The following is an 18,303-nucleotide window of genomic DNA, read 5'->3' on the forward strand; positions in this document are numbered from 1 at the left end:
TTAACCTATGCATAGATTACCCTAACATAATTTATACAAACATGAAAAAAGTATAGATGAATTCAGCAAAAAAGCAAGTAAAATTTTTAGCAATGCAGGTTTAAAACCACCTTTTCTATTTCATACTGATGATAGATACAAGCTTTAGAATCTACTTGCATCGCTCTTTTAATAGAATTTTGTTGTGTTGAAAACAACATGTACGGTGCATAGTGACACATATTGGTGGTGAATAGAAATGGAAACGGTATTAACCGAACATTTAAAAAAGGCAAGACGCATCTTCCGAATTCTTCTCGTCCTTGGTATATTAGCGGGGGCTTTATTATTGTTTGCCTACATAAGCATCTTTCTCTACGCTAAAATCGCTGGCCCCCCTCCGCTAAACGTTTCTCAAACAGCTGTTTTCTACTCAGCAAACGGTAAAGTTCTTGATGAAGTTCACAATGGACAAAAGCGCTACTGGGTTTCACTTAATCAAATTTCACCTTACGTAAAAGATGCGACTTTAGCCGTTGAAGATAAGCGTTTCTATGAGCATCACGGCTTTGATATGCATCGAATCGCCGGAGCAGTTGTAGCTGATATAAAAGCTATGGGGAAAGTACAGGGTGCGAGTACCATTACTCAGCAGTATGCACGAAACTTGTTTTTAGAGCACGACAAAACGTGGACTCGAAAGCTTCAAGAAGCTCTGTATACGATTCGTTTAGAAATGAACTATAGTAAAGACCAAATTCTAGAAGGCTACATGAATACGATTTACTACGGCCATGGAGCTTATGGAATTGAAGCGGCGGCTAGGCTGTATTTTGATAAGCATGCCAAAAATTTGACATTAAGTGAAGCGAGTATGTTAGCAGGTATTCCAAAAGGCCCTAGCTACTACTCTCCTCTTATTCATCAAGAAAATGCAAAAAAACGACAAAATATCATTTTATCTCTTATGAAAGAGGATGGAATTATCACAGCCAAGCAAGCAACAAAAGCGCTTGTAACACCTCTAGCATTCACAAAGCCTGCCGAAAAAGATCCTAATAAAGAAGATGCTTCTTACTTTATGGATGCAGCGCTAGCAGAATTAAAGCAAGATTTAGGCATTGATGAAACCATGATTTACACAAATGGACTTCGCGTTTATACAACGCTGGATGAAAAGATGCAGCGAACAGCTGAAGAAAAAATGAAGGATGTTATCAGCAGCTCTTCAGACGTACAAAGTGCATTTGTTGCGATGAATCCTAAAAATGGACAAGTGAAAGCTCTTATTGGTGGAAGAGATTATGAAAAGAGCCCGTTTAATCGCGCGACTCAAGCAATAAGACAGCCTGGTTCAACGATGAAGCCATTTTTATACTATGCGGCGTTAAAAGATGGTTTTACTGAATCTACTCCAATGAAAAGTGAAGAAACGACGTTCAAATTGGAAGATGGCGTTTCGACATACACGCCTAGCAACTATCACAATTATTATGCGGATGCTCCTATTACAATGGCTCAAGCCATCGCACTTTCAGACAACATTTATGCCGTAAAAACGCATTTGTTTATTGGGGAAAACCGCTTAATTGAAACTGCTAAAACACTTGGAATATCATCACCTTTAAAGAAAGTTCCATCTTTAGCTCTTGGAACTTCGCCTGTGAAAGTTATTGATATGGTTAATGCGTACGGCATCTTAGCTAATGGCGGAAAAGAAATTCGTCCAACATTTATTAAACGAATTGAAACCCATGACGGAGAAGTTGTTTATCAAGCTCCTTCCGAACAGAAACAAGTCATTGATAAGCGCTATGCTTTTCTTACTACCCATTTAATGACAGGCATGTTTAATCAAAAGCTAAATGGCTATACAACCGTCACAGGAAAGCCTATTTCTAAATATGTATCTCGTCCTTACGCGGGAAAATCCGGCACAACCTCTACGGACAGCTGGATGATTGGCTACTCTCCCCAGCTCGTTTCAGGCGTTTGGGTTGGATATGATCAAGGAAGAACAATGGATGATGTAGCTGAAAAAGGATACGCAAAAAAAATGTGGGCATTATTTATGGAAGAGGCCTTAAAAGGGAAGAAAAAAGAAAAGTTTAAAGCACCAAGCGGATTAATGAGCGTAAACATTAATCCTCAAAATGGAAAGTTAGCATCCAAATCATGCCCTGTTCAATATAAAGCTTATTATTTAACTGGAACACAGCCAAAAACATATTGTACTGATCACATCGATCATGCAGCAAAAACGAAGAAAAAACAGCATGAAGCAGAGAATAAAAAGTTTCATTGGCTACCAAAATGGTTTGATTAAAAAAAGCTTAAGGCCAAGGCCTTAAGCTTTTTTTAGCATTACGATGTTTGAAGCGCTTCTTTTAAGTCATCATTAGATAATGTCCAAATTTCTTCATTATGAGACTTCAAAAACTCGCGAAGCAAAGCCTTAGACTTGTTATCCATCTCTTCTACCATAATGCGTCGTTTTAAAGATTTATCCATTTTGTTCACATGTTCAGGAAGTGATTTATAGCCGCGGCGAATTTCACGATCAACGGTCATTTCACATGCTGTCATACCTGCGTAGTAAGGTCCTTCTTGCTTACGATCAATCGTTACCCATACAAGCCAATATAACTTGCCATTTGGCACCTCGTCTTTATTCGGTAAGAACTTAATTCCTTTTTCTACTACACTTCTTGCATGCATCGCACCGATATCCACAAATACTTCTTCGTCGCTCGGACAAACAAAAACGGGTGAAATGTTTTCTAAACTTAACGCTCCAACTCCGTAGCCACCGTGGCCGTCGGTTGAATCGTCTTTTATGATATTAAATCCTATACTTTTCTTTTTTGGCTGAGTCATAGTAAGCCTCCTCTATTCATTAAATCAGTGGTGCTAATATCTGCTGAAAGATATTCATAACAAACGTTGCTGCTCCGTTTAGAAGCGGCCAGATCACAATTCGATCCAGAGGTGTAATCACAAGAATCAAAAATACAAAAATACCCCAAGACTCATACTGCGTCATTTTAGCTCGCGTAGACGGCGGAACGAGGTCTTCAATCACGCGGTAGCCGTCTAAAGGCGGAAAAGGCAACAAGTTAAATACACCTAGTGTTAGGTTTATTTGAATAAATAATGTAACAAAACGATAAAGCGCATCGTTGTCCACTGCGGCATTATTCATCAAATAGTAAATAAGCAAGCCGATAAATGCCAACACCAAGTTGCTAAACGGTCCCGCTATCGATACTAGAATACCAGCTAAACGAGGCTTTTTAAAGAAATAGCGATTAACAGGAACCGGCTTCGCCCACCCAAAACCTGCGATAATTAACAAAAGCGTTCCAAATGGATCTAAATGAGCCAGCGGAGAAAGCGTTAGCCTTCCTTGCTTTTTAGCCGTGTGGTCTCCAAATAAATAAGCTACATACGCATGTGCAAACTCATGCAGTGTGAATGCAACAATAAGGGTCATCACCACGTAAGGAAGGTCTTGCAATGAAAAAGCTAAAAAATGTTCCACTCTTTATCTCCTTTATTTTAAAATAATTTTTACACATCATATCTACTAGATAAAACGTTTGCTTACGCTAAAAAGGATACAAGGCTTCTTGAATATGGCCTCAAAGGTCTCAAAAACCAGACATGGGCTCCCTTTGGCCACACTTGGTTTTCTGCATCGATGTTATGATAAAAGTATACTACAGATTATGACCTGCATCACTACCTCATACTGTCATTTTATTCAGAAAACGGGTACACTAATCATATACTGACCAAAAAGGAGTGTACACATTATGCCAGTTGTAACTGTTAAGATGCTTGAGGGGCGTACAGATGATCAAAAAAGAGCTCTTGTTGAAAAAGTAACCGATGCTGTTGTAGAAACAACAGGTGCATCACCTGAAAAAGTATCCATTATCATCGAAGAAATGTCTAAAAACCATTACGCTGTAGCGGGCAAGCGCATGAGCGATCAATAACGCCTACATAAAAAAGATGCCATAGGAGTTGACCTATGGCATCTTTTTAATGCACAGACAGAGTTGCCTGAAGTTTTTCAATATATTCGTATGCTTCTGCAATGTCTTCTTCTGTATAATTTTGCTTACGCTTTAACGTAAACACTTTTTCTTTTACTTCTTCTTTAGGTAAATTATCAAAATATAAAATCGTAGAGACGAGCTCCAAAAATTTAGAGCTTTGTTCGTTCATATCCTTCATACATTCCTGCAAGTGTGGAAGCTCTAAGTCATAGTGACTTAAAAATCCTTCTCCCGCTTCTGTTAATACGTAGCGATACTGCATATACCCGCCTTTTTTCTCTTTAATTTCACTTAAAAAGCCTAAGTTACACAGCTCTTCAATTCGAAGCGTTAATTCCTCAGAATAAGGTCCAAAAAAGTGAAAATTATACTTTTCATAAAAAGGAAACTTCAGTTTTTTTCCGATAAATATCATCTTTTGTAACTTTTTTCTGCCAACAACTTCTCCCGCCGCGGAAAATACTTTCACAATCTTTGCGTGATCGTTTAACACAGCCCCTTCAACTCCTATACTATTTAACTCTGATCTCCTTTTAGTAAGTTTATAATCTGATCTTTAACTTTTCGCTTAGACGACAATTGATCAATGAGATCTTGTGGAAAATATAATTTATGATCGGTTCTCTTTTTCCCTGAAATTGCTTCAACAATCTCCGACTGACGTGATAATTCACGCACTTCATTATTTGGCATCAACAGATGAATCGGCAAACGTTCTTCCTCTTCACCCGGTCGATAAAAATCGTATGGTAAGTCGCTCGAAGAATCGACGACTAAATAATAATCTGGGTTAATACCCGCTTTTTTAAATAATGTTGTAAGCTCCATCCACATCTTCATTTGTGAATTCGGATTAAACTCAATGTATTTAAAAAGCTGACGATTCATAAATCTTCGGCATAGATCAGATAAAATTTCATCCTCTTCTTCTTCCCACGCTTGAAAATAAAATAAAATAACAGATTCATCTAATTTCAAATACTCTTTTAGCGATATTTCTTCTTCAAAAATCGAATAAAAATGAGTTGGCTCCTGCTTGAACTCATAGTAATGATGATGGAGCTCTTTTGCACGATGTAAAATTTTTGTCAAAATCACTTCAGCACTTCTCGTAACAGGATGAAAATACACTTGCCAGTACATTTGATAGCGGCTCATAATATAATCTTCAACCGCATGCATACCGCTGTGTTTAATCACGGCTTGGTCTTCCCGAGGACGCATAACACGAAGAATTCGTTCCATATCAAAGTGACCGTAGCTTACTCCTGTGTAATACGCATCACGCTGCAAATAATCCATGCGATCTGCATCAATTTGACTGGAAATTAAACTAACGACAAGCTTATTTTCATATGTTTTCGCGATTACTTCGGCCACTTTTTTAGGAAAATCCTTTCCTACTTTCGTCAACACTTGATTTACCTCTGTGTCACCTACGATAATGGCTTGGGTAAACTCTTCATGATCTAAGTGGAAAACCTTCTCAAACGAATGTGAAAACGGACCGTGACCTAAATCGTGCAGTAAAGCAGCACAAAGACAAAGAAGACGCTCATCTTCATTCCATTCAGGGCGTCCTTGAAAGCCGTCATCAATAATACGGCGCACAATTTCATAAACACCTAAGGAATGACTAAAACGGCTGTGCTCAGCCCCATGAAACGTTAAGTATGTCGTTCCTAGCTGTCTAATACGACGCAGCCTTTGAAATTCGGCTGTCCCAATTAGCTCCCAAATAACACGATCTCTTACATGGATATAGCGGTGAACAGGATCTTTAAATACTTTTTCTTCACTGAGTTTTTCATTAGGATATGTCATTTACATACCTCTCTATCTTCACTTTGTTGTTGCTATAATTTTTCGACACTCACTTCCTATTTTCCTATTCAGAATAAAAAATCACCTTGTCAAGCAACCAAGGTGATTTACCTAACAAACAAGGCGATTCTGTTTGTAAGAAGCTCGTTCGACAAATAAGTAGCAGAAAAGCAGCTATTTATTGTTTCACTATCTATTTTTTTACTTTTTTCTCAATCTTCTCGATTAGTTCATCCTCTGTTGGCGCTGCTACAGGACGGTTATTTACAAATGCAAATGACTTTTTACGTCCGGGCCCGCAGTAAGACTGGCAGCCGATTTGTACTTCAGCTTGTTCATCTATTTTTTTAAGTCGAGGTAACAACGTTTTGACGTTTGTTGCCTGACAATCATCACAAATTCTAAATTCATTTGCCATGTTGACACAATCCTTTCAAAATTGGTTCATCCTTTTGTCTAAGGGGTATTTTACCCCTATTTGAAGTCCGATGCAAGTTAAAGAAAGAAGCAAAATCTATCATACTCCTAGAAGAAATGGTATAAAGTATGGATTTTTTGTACATGATGATACTACAAAACATGATTACTATGAGTCATGGAAAATAGAGGAGTGAACAAAGTGAAAGATAGACAAGATGCTTGGACAGAAGAAAACGACTTATTATTAGCTGAAACAGTATTGCGCCATGTCCGCGAAGGAAGTACGCAGCTGAATGCGTTTGAAGAAGTTGGAGATGAATTAAATCGAACGTCAGCAGCATGTGGATTCAGATGGAATGCTGTGGTACGCCATCAGTATGAAAAAGCTCTGCAGCTAGCTAAAAAACAGCGAAAACAGCGCATGCGTGCACTTGGACAAGAGCAAGGCAAAAAGAAATTATTATATACGCCACCAGCATCTGTAGAGCATGTGGAACAAATGATGTCTGCACCTACAGCAACATATAGCTTATCTGAAACACAAGTAGAAAAAAGCAGCAGTGAAGAGCTTTCAATGGCTGACGTTATTCGCTTTTTGCAAACAATGCCAAATCAAGCGAGCAATTTACAGGCATTGCAAAGCGAAAACAAACGCTTGATGCAAGAAAATGCAGAGTTAGCTAAGAAAAACACAGAGTTGGAAAAACAAATCAAACATCTCGAAGCTAATGCTACTACTATTCAAGAAGACTATGAAACATTAATGCAAATCATGAACCGTGCGCGGAAGTTAGCTCTATTTGATGAAGAAGAACGTTCTTCTACTACGTTTAAAATGGATCGTAACGGAAATCTTGAGAAAATGGCTGAATAAGCTATACGAACGAAGAAAGAGAGATGCCAAACTTGGCTCTTCTTTCTTCTTTTTCTATTTTACAGACAATGATATGACGCCTTTATGCTATAATATGTTCGTTTACTGTTTATAAAGGGGTTTGAGATATGCAGCAGAATAGTTTAAAACTTTTAGCACAGCCCGCTTGGCGTATTATTGATCAATCCAGTCTAGGTCCTCATTTTGATGCCCGTCATTCTTTTGCCATCGATGACACGCTTTGTACAACCGTTGGAAAAGGTGAATCTCCAGCTGTCATGCGCTCATGGGTTCATCACGATACGATTGTATTAGGCATTCAAGATACAAAGCTCCCTCACCTAGCTGAAGGTGCAGCTTATTTACATGAACAAGGGTATAAAACAATCGTCCGCAATTCAGGCGGCCTCGCTGTCGTACTTGATCAGGATGTTCTAAACATTTCTTTAATTTTTCCAGATGCCGAAAAAGGAATTGATATTGATCGTGGCTATGAAGCCATGTTTGATTTGATTAAGATCATGTTTGCATCTTACGGTACCGCAATTGAAGCGAAGGAAATCGTAGGCTCCTATTGCCCTGGCAGCTTTGATTTAAGCATTCGTAATCAAAAGTTTGCAGGCATTTCACAGCGACGCGTTCGCGGCGGAGTGGCTGTACAAATTTACTTATGCGTTAACGGAAGCGGCTCTAAACGCGCTTCTCTCATTCGAGAGTTTTACAAAAAAGGTCTCCAAAACACGGAAACTAAATTTTCATACCCAGATATCCAGCCCCATACAATGGCTTCTCTATCTGAGCTATTACAGATTGATTTAACCGTTTCTGATGTCATGCTGCTTTTATTGCAAACACTAAATAGCATGAGCTCTTCTCTTGTAAATATGCCTTTAAATGCTACCGAACAAGAGCTGTTTGAGACGCAGCTGCAGCGCATGTATGACCGCAACGAAAAAGCATTGGGTTCATTAGCCGAATAAAAAAACTCCGCCCTAGGACGGAGTTTTTTTTATTAAAGTGCTTGAGCTGCTGTGATTAAAGCAAGCTTGTACACATCTTCTTCGTTACAACCGCGAGATAGATCGTTTACCGGTTTGTTTAGACCTTGTAAGATTGGACCTACTGCTTCGAAGTTTCCTAAGCGCTGTGCAATTTTGTAACCAATGTTACCTGCTTCAAGGCTTGGGAATACAAATACATTTGCATCTCCTTTGATCACTGAACCTGGTGCTTTCTTTTCAGCTACAGAAGGAACAAATGCTGCATCGAATTGGAATTCGCCGTCTAATGTTACACTTGGTGCTAATTCTTTTGCAATTTCTACTGCGTTTGCTACCTTTTCTGTTTCCGGAGATTTTGCTGATCCTTTTGTTGAGAAGCTTAGCATAGCAACACGAGGATCGATATCGAACATTTCAGCTGTACGAGCACTTTCGATAGCAATTTCAGCTAAATCTTGGCTGTCAGGTGAAATATTGATTGCACAGTCAGCAAATACGTATTTTTGGTCGCCGCGAACCATGATAAATACGCCAGATGTTTTCTTAACACCTTGTCTTGTTTTGATAATTTGTAGAGCAGGTCGCACTGTATCTGCTGTAGAATGAGCAGCTCCGCTTACAAGACCGTCAGCTTTGTTCATGTGAACAAGCATTGTGCCAAAATAATTTTCATCTAATAAAATTTTGCGAGCATCTTCTTCTGTTGCCTTGCCTTTACGACGCTCAACAAATGCTGCAACCATTTCATCAAATTCAGAGTAGCTTTGAGGATCCAAAACCTCAACACCGTCTAATTTTACGTTTAGTTCTGCTGCTTTTGATGCTACAGCGTCTTTATTTCCAACAACGATAGGCTTTAAGATATTGTCGGCAACTAAACGAGAAACAGCACCTAATACGCGCTCATCTAATCCCTCTGGGAATACGATTGATACATCGCTAGCTGATACTTTTTGTTTTAAACCTGTAAATAAATCACTCAAAGTAAATCCTCCTCGATATGTAAAAAACTTTTCTCATAATAGGATACTCCACTTTTTTTAAAAATCAAAGGCATGTCCTTCAAGAATCCATGATTACAAAAAAGTCTTTTAATTCTTAATTTTCCGCTATCACCTAAAATAAAACCTGTTTTTACTTTGTGACAATTGTTTAAAGTTTAGTCACAAAATCACAGGTTTTTCATTCCAGATCTTCGGACAAACTATGATATAGTAGAATTGGAATTTATCATAATCGGACAATAGGAGTGAAACGAAATGGCAGAAGCAGCACAAACATTAGACGGTTGGTATGCACTTCATGATTTCCGTTCAATCGATTGGGGCGCTTGGAAGCAGTTATCAAGCGATGATCGTCAAGCGGCTATCCATGAATTTTTAGGATTGATTGAGAAATGGAAAGGAACTGAAGCTGAGCAGCAAGGCAGTCATGCTTTATATACTGTTGTCGGTCAAAAAGCAGATTTTATGCTAATGCTTGTTCGTCCTACTATGGAAGAACTAAATGAAATTGAAACAGAATTTAATAAAACAAAGCTTGCTGAGTTTACCATTCCTACTTATTCATATGTATCAGTAGTTGAATTAAGCAACTACTTACCTGCCGGTGAGGATCCTTATGAAAATCCTCAAATCCAAGCTAGACTATATCCAACTTTACCAAAAGCTAGTCATGTTTGCTTTTATCCAATGGATAAACGTCGTCAAGGAAATGACAATTGGTACATGCTTCCTATGGAAGAACGACGCAGCTTAATGCGCAGTCATGGAATGATTGGACGTCAATACGCTGGAAAAGTAAAGCAAATCATCACGGGTTCTGTTGGTTTTGATGATTACGAGTGGGGCGTTACTCTTTTTGCAGATGACGTACTTCAATTTAAAAAATTAGTATACGAAATGCGTTTTGACGAAGTAAGTGCTCGCTACGGGGAATTTGGAAGCTTCTTTGTCGGAAATTTATTAAAAGAAGAAGCTATTGCACGCTTTTTACACGTTTAAACTAAGCCGGAAAAGCGTTCATCTCTTTTGTAACGCCTAGAGCAATGAACATCAATGAGCTTCACCTGTAAAAAACCTGTTTCCACTTGGAAACAGGTTTTTTATTTTCTAGCCATGGCATATTCGCACTGACAGGACCATATATATACAACAGTGTCACAAGTAAGCGAGGTGGGATAATGGCAGTCGTTGCACACAACGAAGAAGATGTTAAGCTCCTAGCCAGACTCATTCGAGCTGAAGCTGAAAGTGAAGGAAAACAAGGGATGTTACTGGTAGGAAATGTAGGCGTGAACCGCGCTAAAGCTCCCTGTTTGGATTTTAGAAATATAAGAACCATTCGTCAGATGGTGTTTCAAAACCCAGGCGGATTTGAAGCAACTCAAAAAGGCTACTTTTACCAGCGTGCCCGCCAGTCTGAAATTACACTTGCACGACGTGTATTAAGAGGAGAACGTTTTAACCCCGCGGAAAACTCACTGTGGTTTTTCAAGCCCAGCGGCGACTGTCCTGCTCAATGGTATAACCAAAATAACACAGGACGATTTAAATCTCACTGTTTCTTTGCACCAACTCAAGCTGATTGTCCAGGAGTTTACTAATTTCTTTTTGTTTGAAGGAGGTTCCTATGAAAAAACCAAAGTCTAATCAACCGCAACAGCAATATATGCAAAATCCGTATATGAGTCCAAACTACCCTTATTATATGCCTCAGCCGCAGCAGCCCCAACCAGGAGGCCAGCAGGTTCAAGGGCAAAGCCAAGGAGGTTCGCCCCCTACCTCTTCTGGAGGCAGTGGTGCACCCCAAGACCCAAATCAACTGCCCATTGAAGAATCATATATTGAAAATATTTTACGTTTAAATCGAGGGAAAATAGCGACTGTATATATGACGTTTGAAAATAATACGCAGTGGAACGCGAAGGTCTTTAGAGGAGAAATTGAAGCAGCCGGACGCGATCATATCATTTTAAGTGATCCGCAAACTGGCACCCGTTATTTACTGCTTATGGTTTATCTCGATTACATTACTTTTGAGGGTCCAATCAAATATAATTATCCGTTTAGCGGTGGAGGCCAGCAGTTGAGCAATTATTCTCCGCGTTAAAAAAACCCCTTTTCAGGGGTTTTTTTATAGCCATTTTACAGCTGCAACAACAATTAAAATCCAAGCCACAATAAACGCTACTCCACCTAGCGGAGTAATTGCGCCGAGAACTTTAATGCCGGACGTACTTAATACATAAAGACTGCCTGAAAACAGCACAATCCCTGCGAACATAATCCAGCCCGAAGCTGTTAACAAAGAAGACTGAGGAAATTTGTTTAATAGAAACGCAATGACAAACAGCCCCATTGCATGGAACATCTGGTACTGCACTCCTGTTTTCCATACCTCTAAATACTTCTCTGAGATTTTCCCTTCTAACCCGTGTGCTCCAAAAGCACCAAGAGCAACCGCTAACATCGCATTGATTGCACCGATTATTAAAAATAGTTTCATTTTTTTCTCCTCACTTTAGAAATCAAACAAACTATCGCCGTTTGCATCATCTGATTTCAATTTCGTTCCCTCAAAATTAGGTTTGGATGACTGAATAATCTGTTGCTGCATAATCTCAGGCGATTGCATAATTTCCGGTGAAGACATTACCACAGGTTTTGAAACCGAGACAGGTTTCGATACTGGAACCTCTTCATTTTGATCTAATGCAAGCTCACACAGTGCTTTTATGGCAACCAATTGATCTCGAACGTTCGCACTATTCGAATGGTGCTTTGCTTTTTGTACTTCTGCACTAATTTTGTCAAGGAGCTGCGTCATTTTTATATCCATGTAGACACCTCATCTTACATTCAATATGACTTTATACAGCTATTTTATCAAAAGATGAAATAGGAGGCTATGTCTGAAGCTAATCTTCATGAAATGCTCACTTTTACACATCATCAATTTGCCAATCAATAGATTGACGTCCGTGTTGGAGCAAAAACTCATTTGCTCGTTGAAAGTGATTATTGCCAAAAAAGCCTCGATTAGCCGAAAATGGGCTAGGGTGAGGGCTTTCCAAAATTAAATGGTGCGAATGATGAATAAGCTCTTTTTTAGCTTGTGCATGCTTGCCCCACAGCAAAAACACGACGGGCTCCTCTTTTTGTGCCACTAATTCAATAATGCGGTCGGTCAGCTGTTCCCATCCTTTTCCTTTGTGAGAATTCGCTTCTCCTTTTCTAACTGTTAAAACAGTGTTAAGCAAAAGAACACCTTGTTCTGCCCATTTGACTAAATAACCGTTATTCGGAATGTGATAATCCATTTCATTTTTCAGCTCTTTGTAAATATTCACTAAAGAAGGCGGTGTTTTTACTCCTGGTTGAACAGAGAAGCTCAGTCCATGCGCTTGATTTGGTCCATGATAAGGATCTTGTCCCAATATGACAACTTTTACATTTTTATAATCCGTATAGTGTAAAGCGTTAAAAATATCATATTTATCAGGGTAAATAGTGTGGTGATTATATTCATCCACTAAGAATTCTCGAAGCTGTATGTAATAGTCTTTTTGAAATTCTTCTTCTAATAAAGGAGCCCAGTCATTTTTTAAAATACTCATTGCTTATCACCTCATAATAATCTTTTTTGTTATTTTATCGTAAACTCTGCCCCCTGCTCAAACGTTGCCTGCTTTAAATATACTGAGAGCCTGGGCATATTTTAATATTGTCATGTTCAATGAAACTTTGTATACACTTATAAAGAGTGTATTTTTATATTAAAGGAGGGATTCCATATGATCATTAGCAATCCCCACCAAATAGACGTAACCTACAGCCTGGGTGTTACACCCGTTGAACCGATGATACCAAGAAAATACACCGTTTTCCCAGGTCAACACACTTCTGTTCCTTCCATTCAAATCGGCATTGAATTTGCCTACGATCATATGCAAAAAGAGCGGAACGAATATTTAGCATCCTTCGTCTTCGATAAAGGTTTTTATTCCCTTACTGTGTATTATTACATCGGTGCGCATACATCAACAGATGAAACCATTACACGCTACCTTCACTTTTTAGAACAGCTCCCTGTCATTCTATCGTCCATCTATCACGCTGATGCTTCTTTTTTCGAAAAACATCCACTTTTAATGCACTGTCCTATTTTTATCATTGCCGATAGCCCTAAGCTGCCATTTTCAACAAAAAAATCTATCGGTTCCCTGTATCAATATAAATAAATGAGAAAAGCTACTGTTAAAATAACGGTAGCTTTTTCTCCGTATTCGAAACAAAATACTTTTAAACTTGTTAAAAACATGGAATAATAACTACAAATTGTTTTAATCTATTTGCGTTAACCCTTTAAAATCGTTACAATTTATTAGTAGTTCTATACATAAAGGAAAAGGTAAACAAGCAATCATTCGTTTGTTTATAAAGGCCGGGTTTAACGGGCAATGAATCCCCAGATTTCATTTAAGTGTTGTCTGTTAAAGCGGAAAAAAATTGAACGTAACTACGACAAAGTGAGGTCCTAGAAGTAATGACAAATGTACAACCAAAATCCATTATCGTAATTTTTGGCGCTACAGGTGATTTAGCAAAACGTAAGTTATTCCCCTCTATTTTCCGCTTATATAAAGCGAACAAACTATCGGAAGATTTCGCTGTTGTTGGTGTCGCAAGAAGACCTTGGACTAATGACGAATTACGCGAAAATGTAAAAAAATCAGTGAGCAGTTTCAAAAACAGTGACGCTGACATTGAAAAGTTTGCTTCACATTTTTATTACCAACCGTTTGACGTAACAGATGTCGCTTCTTATCAAGAATTAAAAAGCCTAACAGAAAGCCTTGATGAGCAATACAACGTGCCTGGAAATCGTATTTTCTATCTAGCAATGGCACCTGAATTCTTCGGAACAATTGCTTCGAATTTAAAAAATGAAGGTTTAACACAAACAGAAGGCTGGAGTCGCCTAGTCATTGAAAAGCCGTTTGGTCATGATTATCCTTCTGCTAAAGAATTAAATGAACAAATTCGCCATGCATTTAAGGAAGATCAAATTTATCGTATCGACCACTACCTCGGTAAAGAAATGGTGCAAAATATCGAAGTTATCCGTTTTGCAAATGCTCTATTTGAACCGATGTGGAACAATCAATACATTTCAAACATCCAAATTACGTCTAGCGAGACGCTTGGTGTAGAAGACCGTGGCCGTTACTATGAATCTTCAGGTGCCCTTCGAGATATGGTGCAAAACCATATGCTTCAAATGGTGGCATTGCTTGCAATGGAGCCGCCGATTAAATTAACACCGGAAGAAATTCGCAGTGAAAAAGTAAAAGTACTGCGTGCTCTTCGCTCTTTATCAGTGGATGAAGTAGATGATTATTTTGTACGAGGCCAATACGGCAAAGGTGTACTTGAAGGAGAAGAAGTTATCGGCTACCGCGAAGGAAATTCGGTTGATCCTGAGTCTAATACCGCTACGTTTGTATCTGGTAAGCTTATGATTGATAACTTCAGATGGGCTGGTGTACCGATTTATATCCGTACAGGTAAACGCATGAAAGAAAAAGCAACGACAATTGTTGTACAGTTCAAAGACTTACCAATGAACCTGTACTTCAATAAAGATAAAGAAATTCATCCAAACTTGCTTGTCATTCATATCCAACCGGAAGAAGGCATTACGCTTCACTTAAACGCGCGTAAAACGCCAGGTGCCACATCATCCACACCGATTAACTTGAACTATTGCAATAACTGTGGAGATAAAATGAATACACCGGAAGCTTATGAGCGCCTTATTTATGATTGCATGCTTGGAGATGCGACGAACTTTACTCATTGGGATGAAGTAGCCCTTTCTTGGAAATTTGTTGATACCATTTCAGAAGCATGGGAAAGCACAAAAGCACAAAACTTCCCGAACTACGAATCAGGTTCCATGGGACCAAAAGAATCAGACGCATTACTTGCTGAAGACGGTTTCCACTGGTGGCCAGTCGGAGAAGACAACTTCTCACCTAAAGAGTAAATAAAAAAAGCAGCTGTAGTATACAGCTGCTTTTCTTGTTTTTTATTTTAACCACTCAGTATGGAATACGCCCTCTTTATCAACACGTTGATATGTGTGAGCTCCGAAGTAGTCACGTTGCGCTTGTAAAAGGTTCGCCGGTAACGTTTCTGTACGGTAGCTGTCATAGTAAGCTAATGCACTTGAGAAACTTGGTACAGGAATACCTTGTTTAACGGCAATTGAAATAACTTCACGAAGAGCGGACTGATAGCCTTCTACGATATCCTTGAAGTATGGGTCTAATAATAAGTTTGTTAGATCTGCATCGCGATCATAAGCTTCTTTAATTTTTTGTAAGAATTGTGCACGGATGATACAACCACCACGGAAGATCATTGCAATATCACCGTACTGTAAATTCCAGTCATATTCTTCAGAAGCTGCTTTCATTTGAGCAAACCCTTGCGCATATGAACAAATTTTACTCATGTACAATGCTTTACGGATTGCTTCTATTAATTCGGTTTTATCACCTTCAAATGCAGCTGCATTTGGACCGCTCAATACTTTGCTTGCTTTTACACGTTCTTCTTTCATAGCTGAAATAAAGCGCGCAAATACAGATTCCGTAATGATTGGTAGTGGTACACCTAAATCAAGCGCACTTTGGCTTGTCCATTTACCTGTACCCTTTTGACCTGCAGTGTCTAAAATAACGTCTACAAGTGCTTTACCTGTTTCTTCATCTTTTTTCGTAAAGATATCAGCTGTGATTTCAATTAAGTAGCTATCTAGCTCGCCTTTATTCCATTCAGCAAATACTTCATGTAGTTCATCTGTTTCTAAACCTAATACGTTTTTCATAATGAAGTATGCTTCACAAATTAACTGCATATCGCCGTACTCGATGCCGTTATGAACCATTTTTACGTAGTGACCTGCACCATTTGGTCCAATGTATGTGCAGCAATCATCGCCTTCAACTTTCGCTGAAATAGCTGTTAAGATTGGTTTTACAAGTTCATATGCTTCTTTTTGTCCGCCAGGCATGATTGAAGGTCCTTTTAATGCGCCTTCTTCTCCGCCAGATACGCCTGTACCGATGAAATGGATACCTAATTCTTCTAGCTCTTTGTTACGACGAATTGTATCCTGGAAGAATGTATTTCCGCCATCGATTAAAATGTCGCCTTTTTCTAAGTATGGTTTTAACGAATCAATTGTTGCATCTGTAGCAGCACCAGCTTTAACCATTAATAAAATTTTACGCGGTTTTTCAAGAGAATTAATAAACTCTTCCACACTGTATGTACCTGCAAAATTTTTACCTTCTGCTTCTGTTTTTAGGAACTCTTCTGTCTTTTCAGGAGAGCGGTTATAAACTGAAACAGAATAGCCTCTGCTCTCAATGTTTAGCGCCAAGTTTTTCCCCATAACCGCTAAACCGATAACACCGATTTGTTGTTTTGCCATGTTAAATTCTTCCCTTCATGTGTAATATGAATTGGTCAACCTAATCGTAACTGAACATATCATAAAGAAAGTTACAGATTCAAGTTTGATATAACCATAATCATACGTTTTATTATACACATTTGAAAAGAATCATGCTCACCGAACATTGATTATTTTGAAGAAAATTTCGATAAAATAAGCGAAATGAACGCAGTTACTAATCATCCGTACATTCTTAACTACCTTTAGACGCATTTTAACATTTTCTTAAACAATTACTTTTGTTAAAATATTAAGCAGTTAATCATTTCAATGAATTGATGATCAACACGGTTGTTACCGTTTTACTATATTTATTGTAGCTAAAAAGCTGTACTAGTACTTATTTTGTTTTATGAAGAGGGATTTTATATATGACGAAACCAATCAAAGATCCGTTCAAGGAAAATTTTGATACGCTTGAAGAATTCGCTGATCGCATTAGCGAAGTATTGAACTGTCCTATTACCATTGAAGATGCTAATCATCGCTTATTAGCTTATAGCACCCATGACGAAAGAACGGACCAGGCGCGTATTGCCACGATTATTGGAAGAAGAGTTCCGGAAAAGGTCATCAACAACTTATGGAAAGAAGGCATTATTCCTAAACTGCTTGAGACAAATGAACCTGTGCGTGTGAAAAATATAAATGAAATTGGGCTTGGAGATCGTATAGCTATTTCCATCTGGAAAAATGAGGAAGTTCTAGGATTCATCTGGGCTGTTGAAATTGAGAAAGCCTTAGGCGACGAAGAAGTAGAGCTATTAAAAAAAGCTGCGAATGTATTAAAAAATAAATTGCTACAGCTTCAAATTCGAAAGTATAAACGAGAGGAACGTTCACAGGAATTTTTCTGGAAACTATTAACTGGTCACATTAAGTCTCGCCAAGAAATTTCAGAAGCGTTTTATGAAGCGCAAATTACAGCTCCATCAACGTTTTCCATTGCTATCTTCCGCTTCCAAGAGGATATTACGCCTGAAGCTGAACGTCAAATCTCGTATATGCTAAAAACGATGCATCGCTTAAAAATCGTTCTTTATACGATTGATTGCAATGACTTAATCTTACTGCTTTCTTTGGATGCGGTTGAAAACCCTCTCGATGAACAGCGAGATTTTGTAGACTATTTTAGAGGCAATATGTATGAACGCTTTGATGTTACTCAAATTAAAGCCAGCTGCAGCAGTATTTATTCATCGCACGATCATATCGAAAAAAGCTATAAAGAAGCCTTGAACGTATTAGATATGAAAAGCAAGTTTCCAGAAGAAACGAAAGAGATTATTAACTATCAGGAATTAGGTATTTATCAATTTCTTGATGTTATTTTAGAGAAGCGCGCGCACGATCAATTTGAAAATCATTCTTTAAAGAAGCTAACTGATTACGATCTTCGTCATAATAGCAACTTGGTGGAGACTCTCGAAGTATTTTTAAATAATGATAATAACATTAACGAAGCAGCAAAAGAATTAAATGTGCATATGAATACACTTAGCTATCGATTAAAGCGAATTTCAGAGATTGGTGATATTAACTTAAAGGACGTTAATCAAAAAATAACTCTTTATATTGATATTAAGTTAATGAAATATAAAAAATAACAGAT

Annotated in this window: 20 protein-coding genes; 10 read left to right on the forward strand and 10 right to left on the reverse strand. The window is 38.3% G+C overall.

Annotated features, from left to right (window positions below):
• The first annotated feature begins 238 nt into the window (after positions 1-238).
• Positions 239-2,305 (forward strand): transglycosylase domain-containing protein, encoded by a 2,067-nt coding sequence (locus BG04_RS11005; RefSeq protein ID WP_034648241.1) that lies wholly within the window; start codon positions 239-241, stop codon positions 2,303-2,305.
• 38 nt (positions 2,306-2,343) lie between these two features.
• Here BG04_RS11005 and BG04_RS11010 read toward each other — a convergent pair whose 3' ends face one another.
• On the reverse strand, positions 2,344-2,856 hold the full coding sequence (locus BG04_RS11010) for a YwhD family protein (protein ID WP_013085495.1): 513 nt from the start codon (positions 2,854-2,856) through the stop codon (positions 2,344-2,346).
• Positions 2,857-2,875: 19 nt separating this feature from the next.
• Positions 2,876-3,520 carry a site-2 protease family protein gene (locus tag BG04_RS11015; RefSeq protein WP_016765944.1) on the reverse strand — a complete coding sequence of 215 codons (645 nt, stop codon included), beginning with the start codon at positions 3,518-3,520 and terminating at the stop codon, positions 2,876-2,878.
• 274 nt (positions 3,521-3,794) lie between these two features.
• Here BG04_RS11015 and BG04_RS11020 point away from each other — a divergent pair, with 274 nt between their 5' ends.
• Positions 3,795-3,980 carry a 2-hydroxymuconate tautomerase gene (locus BG04_RS11020; RefSeq protein ID WP_013085497.1) on the forward strand — a complete coding sequence of 62 codons (186 nt, stop codon included), beginning with the start codon at positions 3,795-3,797 and terminating at the stop codon, positions 3,978-3,980.
• A gap of 46 nt (positions 3,981-4,026) precedes the next feature.
• Here BG04_RS11020 and BG04_RS11025 read toward each other — a convergent pair whose 3' ends face one another.
• From BG04_RS11025 to BG04_RS11035, 3 genes are all read right to left on the reverse strand, one after another.
• A complete protein-coding gene (locus tag BG04_RS11025) occupies positions 4,027-4,536 on the reverse strand; it encodes a YwgA family protein (protein ID WP_013085498.1) in 510 nt (169 codons plus the stop codon).
• Positions 4,537-4,559: 23 nt separating this feature from the next.
• Positions 4,560-5,867 carry an HD domain-containing protein gene (locus BG04_RS11030; protein ID WP_013059849.1) on the reverse strand — a complete coding sequence of 436 codons (1,308 nt, stop codon included), beginning with the start codon at positions 5,865-5,867 and terminating at the stop codon, positions 4,560-4,562.
• Between the two features lie 193 nt (positions 5,868-6,060).
• Positions 6,061-6,285: a YuzB family protein gene (locus BG04_RS11035; RefSeq protein WP_013059850.1), complete on the reverse strand. Its 225-nt coding sequence runs from the start codon at positions 6,283-6,285 to the stop codon at positions 6,061-6,063.
• A 201-nt stretch (positions 6,286-6,486) separates the two neighbouring features.
• Between BG04_RS11035 and BG04_RS11040 the strand changes: the two genes are divergently transcribed.
• Complete coding sequence (locus tag BG04_RS11040) at positions 6,487-7,161, forward strand: RsfA family transcriptional regulator (RefSeq protein WP_013085499.1); 675 nt, start codon at positions 6,487-6,489, stop codon at positions 7,159-7,161.
• A 128-nt stretch (positions 7,162-7,289) separates the two neighbouring features.
• Complete coding sequence (gene lipL / locus BG04_RS11045; RefSeq protein ID WP_034648239.1) at positions 7,290-8,141, forward strand: octanoyl-[GcvH]:protein N-octanoyltransferase; 852 nt, start codon at positions 7,290-7,292, stop codon at positions 8,139-8,141.
• Positions 8,142-8,173: 32 nt separating this feature from the next.
• On the opposite strand, the gene pta is transcribed toward lipL, so the two are convergent.
• The gene (pta, locus tag BG04_RS11050) at positions 8,174-9,145 is read right to left on the reverse strand and encodes a phosphate acetyltransferase (RefSeq protein WP_034648238.1); all 972 of its coding nucleotides are present in this window, start codon (positions 9,143-9,145) and stop codon (positions 8,174-8,176) included.
• 276 nt (positions 9,146-9,421) lie between these two features.
• Between pta and hemQ the strand changes: the two genes are divergently transcribed.
• The 3 genes from hemQ to gerQ all read left to right on the forward strand — a co-directional run bounded on the left by hemQ (position 9,422) and on the right by gerQ (position 11,273).
• The gene (hemQ, locus tag BG04_RS11055; protein WP_013085502.1) at positions 9,422-10,165 is read left to right on the forward strand and encodes a hydrogen peroxide-dependent heme synthase; all 744 of its coding nucleotides are present in this window, start codon (positions 9,422-9,424) and stop codon (positions 10,163-10,165) included.
• A 179-nt stretch (positions 10,166-10,344) separates the two neighbouring features.
• The gene (locus BG04_RS11060) at positions 10,345-10,767 is read left to right on the forward strand and encodes a cell wall hydrolase (protein WP_016765947.1); all 423 of its coding nucleotides are present in this window, start codon (positions 10,345-10,347) and stop codon (positions 10,765-10,767) included.
• 26 nt (positions 10,768-10,793) lie between these two features.
• Positions 10,794-11,273, forward strand: coding sequence for a spore coat protein GerQ (gene gerQ, locus BG04_RS11065; protein WP_034648237.1), 480 nt, complete (start codon positions 10,794-10,796; stop codon positions 11,271-11,273).
• Between the two features lie 24 nt (positions 11,274-11,297).
• Here the strand turns inward: gerQ and BG04_RS11070 are convergent, their stop codons facing one another.
• The 3 genes from BG04_RS11070 to BG04_RS11080 form a co-directional block, all read right to left on the reverse strand.
• Positions 11,298-11,669 carry a DUF423 domain-containing protein gene (locus BG04_RS11070; protein ID WP_013085504.1) on the reverse strand — a complete coding sequence of 124 codons (372 nt, stop codon included), beginning with the start codon at positions 11,667-11,669 and terminating at the stop codon, positions 11,298-11,300.
• A 15-nt stretch (positions 11,670-11,684) separates the two neighbouring features.
• Complete coding sequence (locus BG04_RS11075; RefSeq protein WP_230586500.1) at positions 11,685-11,990, reverse strand: YwdI family protein; 306 nt, start codon at positions 11,988-11,990, stop codon at positions 11,685-11,687.
• Positions 11,991-12,105: 115 nt separating this feature from the next.
• The gene (locus BG04_RS11080; RefSeq protein WP_013085506.1) at positions 12,106-12,780 is read right to left on the reverse strand and encodes a uracil-DNA glycosylase; all 675 of its coding nucleotides are present in this window, start codon (positions 12,778-12,780) and stop codon (positions 12,106-12,108) included.
• Positions 12,781-12,957: 177 nt separating this feature from the next.
• On the opposite strand from BG04_RS11080, the gene BG04_RS11085 reads away from it, so the two are divergent.
• Positions 12,958-13,404, forward strand: coding sequence for a staygreen family protein (locus BG04_RS11085; RefSeq protein WP_034648235.1), 447 nt, complete (start codon positions 12,958-12,960; stop codon positions 13,402-13,404).
• 305 nt (positions 13,405-13,709) lie between these two features.
• The gene (gene zwf, locus BG04_RS11090; RefSeq protein WP_013085508.1) at positions 13,710-15,212 is read left to right on the forward strand and encodes a glucose-6-phosphate dehydrogenase; all 1,503 of its coding nucleotides are present in this window, start codon (positions 13,710-13,712) and stop codon (positions 15,210-15,212) included.
• Positions 15,213-15,254: 42 nt separating this feature from the next.
• On the opposite strand, the gene gndA is transcribed toward zwf, so the two are convergent.
• The gene (gene gndA / locus BG04_RS11095) at positions 15,255-16,667 is read right to left on the reverse strand and encodes an NADP-dependent phosphogluconate dehydrogenase (protein WP_034648234.1); all 1,413 of its coding nucleotides are present in this window, start codon (positions 16,665-16,667) and stop codon (positions 15,255-15,257) included.
• A gap of 395 nt (positions 16,668-17,062) precedes the next feature.
• On the opposite strand from gndA, the gene BG04_RS11100 reads away from it, so the two are divergent.
• A complete protein-coding gene (locus tag BG04_RS11100) occupies positions 17,063-18,298 on the forward strand; it encodes a PucR family transcriptional regulator (RefSeq protein WP_034648233.1) in 1,236 nt (411 codons plus the stop codon).
• Positions 18,299-18,303 lie beyond the last annotated feature (5 nt).

Source organism: Priestia megaterium NBRC 15308 = ATCC 14581 (assembly GCF_000832985.1).
Taxonomy (GTDB): Bacteria; Bacillota; Bacilli; order Bacillales; family Bacillaceae_H; genus Priestia; species Priestia megaterium.

Coding starts and splice junctions, on each gene's coding strand:
- BG04_RS11010 (WP_013085495.1), bottom strand. CDS start 2,856: ATGACTCAGCCAAAAAAGAAAAGTATAGGATTTAATATCATAAAAGAC.
- zwf (WP_013085508.1), top strand. CDS start 13,710: ATGACAAATGTACAACCAAAATCCATTATCGTAATTTTTGGCGCTACA.
- BG04_RS11035 (WP_013059850.1), bottom strand. CDS start 6,285: ATGGCAAATGAATTTAGAATTTGTGATGATTGTCAGGCAACAAACGTC.
- BG04_RS11075 (WP_230586500.1), bottom strand. CDS start 11,990: ATGACGCAGCTCCTTGACAAAATTAGTGCAGAAGTACAAAAAGCAAAG.
- BG04_RS11080 (WP_013085506.1), bottom strand. CDS start 12,780: ATGAGTATTTTAAAAAATGACTGGGCTCCTTTATTAGAAGAAGAATTT.
- BG04_RS11060 (WP_016765947.1), top strand. CDS start 10,345: ATGGCAGTCGTTGCACACAACGAAGAAGATGTTAAGCTCCTAGCCAGA.
- gerQ (WP_034648237.1), top strand. CDS start 10,794: ATGAAAAAACCAAAGTCTAATCAACCGCAACAGCAATATATGCAAAAT.
- BG04_RS11100 (WP_034648233.1), top strand. CDS start 17,063: ATGACGAAACCAATCAAAGATCCGTTCAAGGAAAATTTTGATACGCTT.
- hemQ (WP_013085502.1), top strand. CDS start 9,422: ATGGCAGAAGCAGCACAAACATTAGACGGTTGGTATGCACTTCATGAT.
- lipL (WP_034648239.1), top strand. CDS start 7,290: ATGCAGCAGAATAGTTTAAAACTTTTAGCACAGCCCGCTTGGCGTATT.
- gndA (WP_034648234.1), bottom strand. CDS start 16,667: ATGGCAAAACAACAAATCGGTGTTATCGGTTTAGCGGTTATGGGGAAA.
- BG04_RS11070 (WP_013085504.1), bottom strand. CDS start 11,669: ATGAAACTATTTTTAATAATCGGTGCAATCAATGCGATGTTAGCGGTT.
- BG04_RS11005 (WP_034648241.1), top strand. CDS start 239: ATGGAAACGGTATTAACCGAACATTTAAAAAAGGCAAGACGCATCTTC.
- BG04_RS11030 (WP_013059849.1), bottom strand. CDS start 5,867: ATGACATATCCTAATGAAAAACTCAGTGAAGAAAAAGTATTTAAAGAT.
- BG04_RS11020 (WP_013085497.1), top strand. CDS start 3,795: ATGCCAGTTGTAACTGTTAAGATGCTTGAGGGGCGTACAGATGATCAA.
- BG04_RS11085 (WP_034648235.1), top strand. CDS start 12,958: ATGATCATTAGCAATCCCCACCAAATAGACGTAACCTACAGCCTGGGT.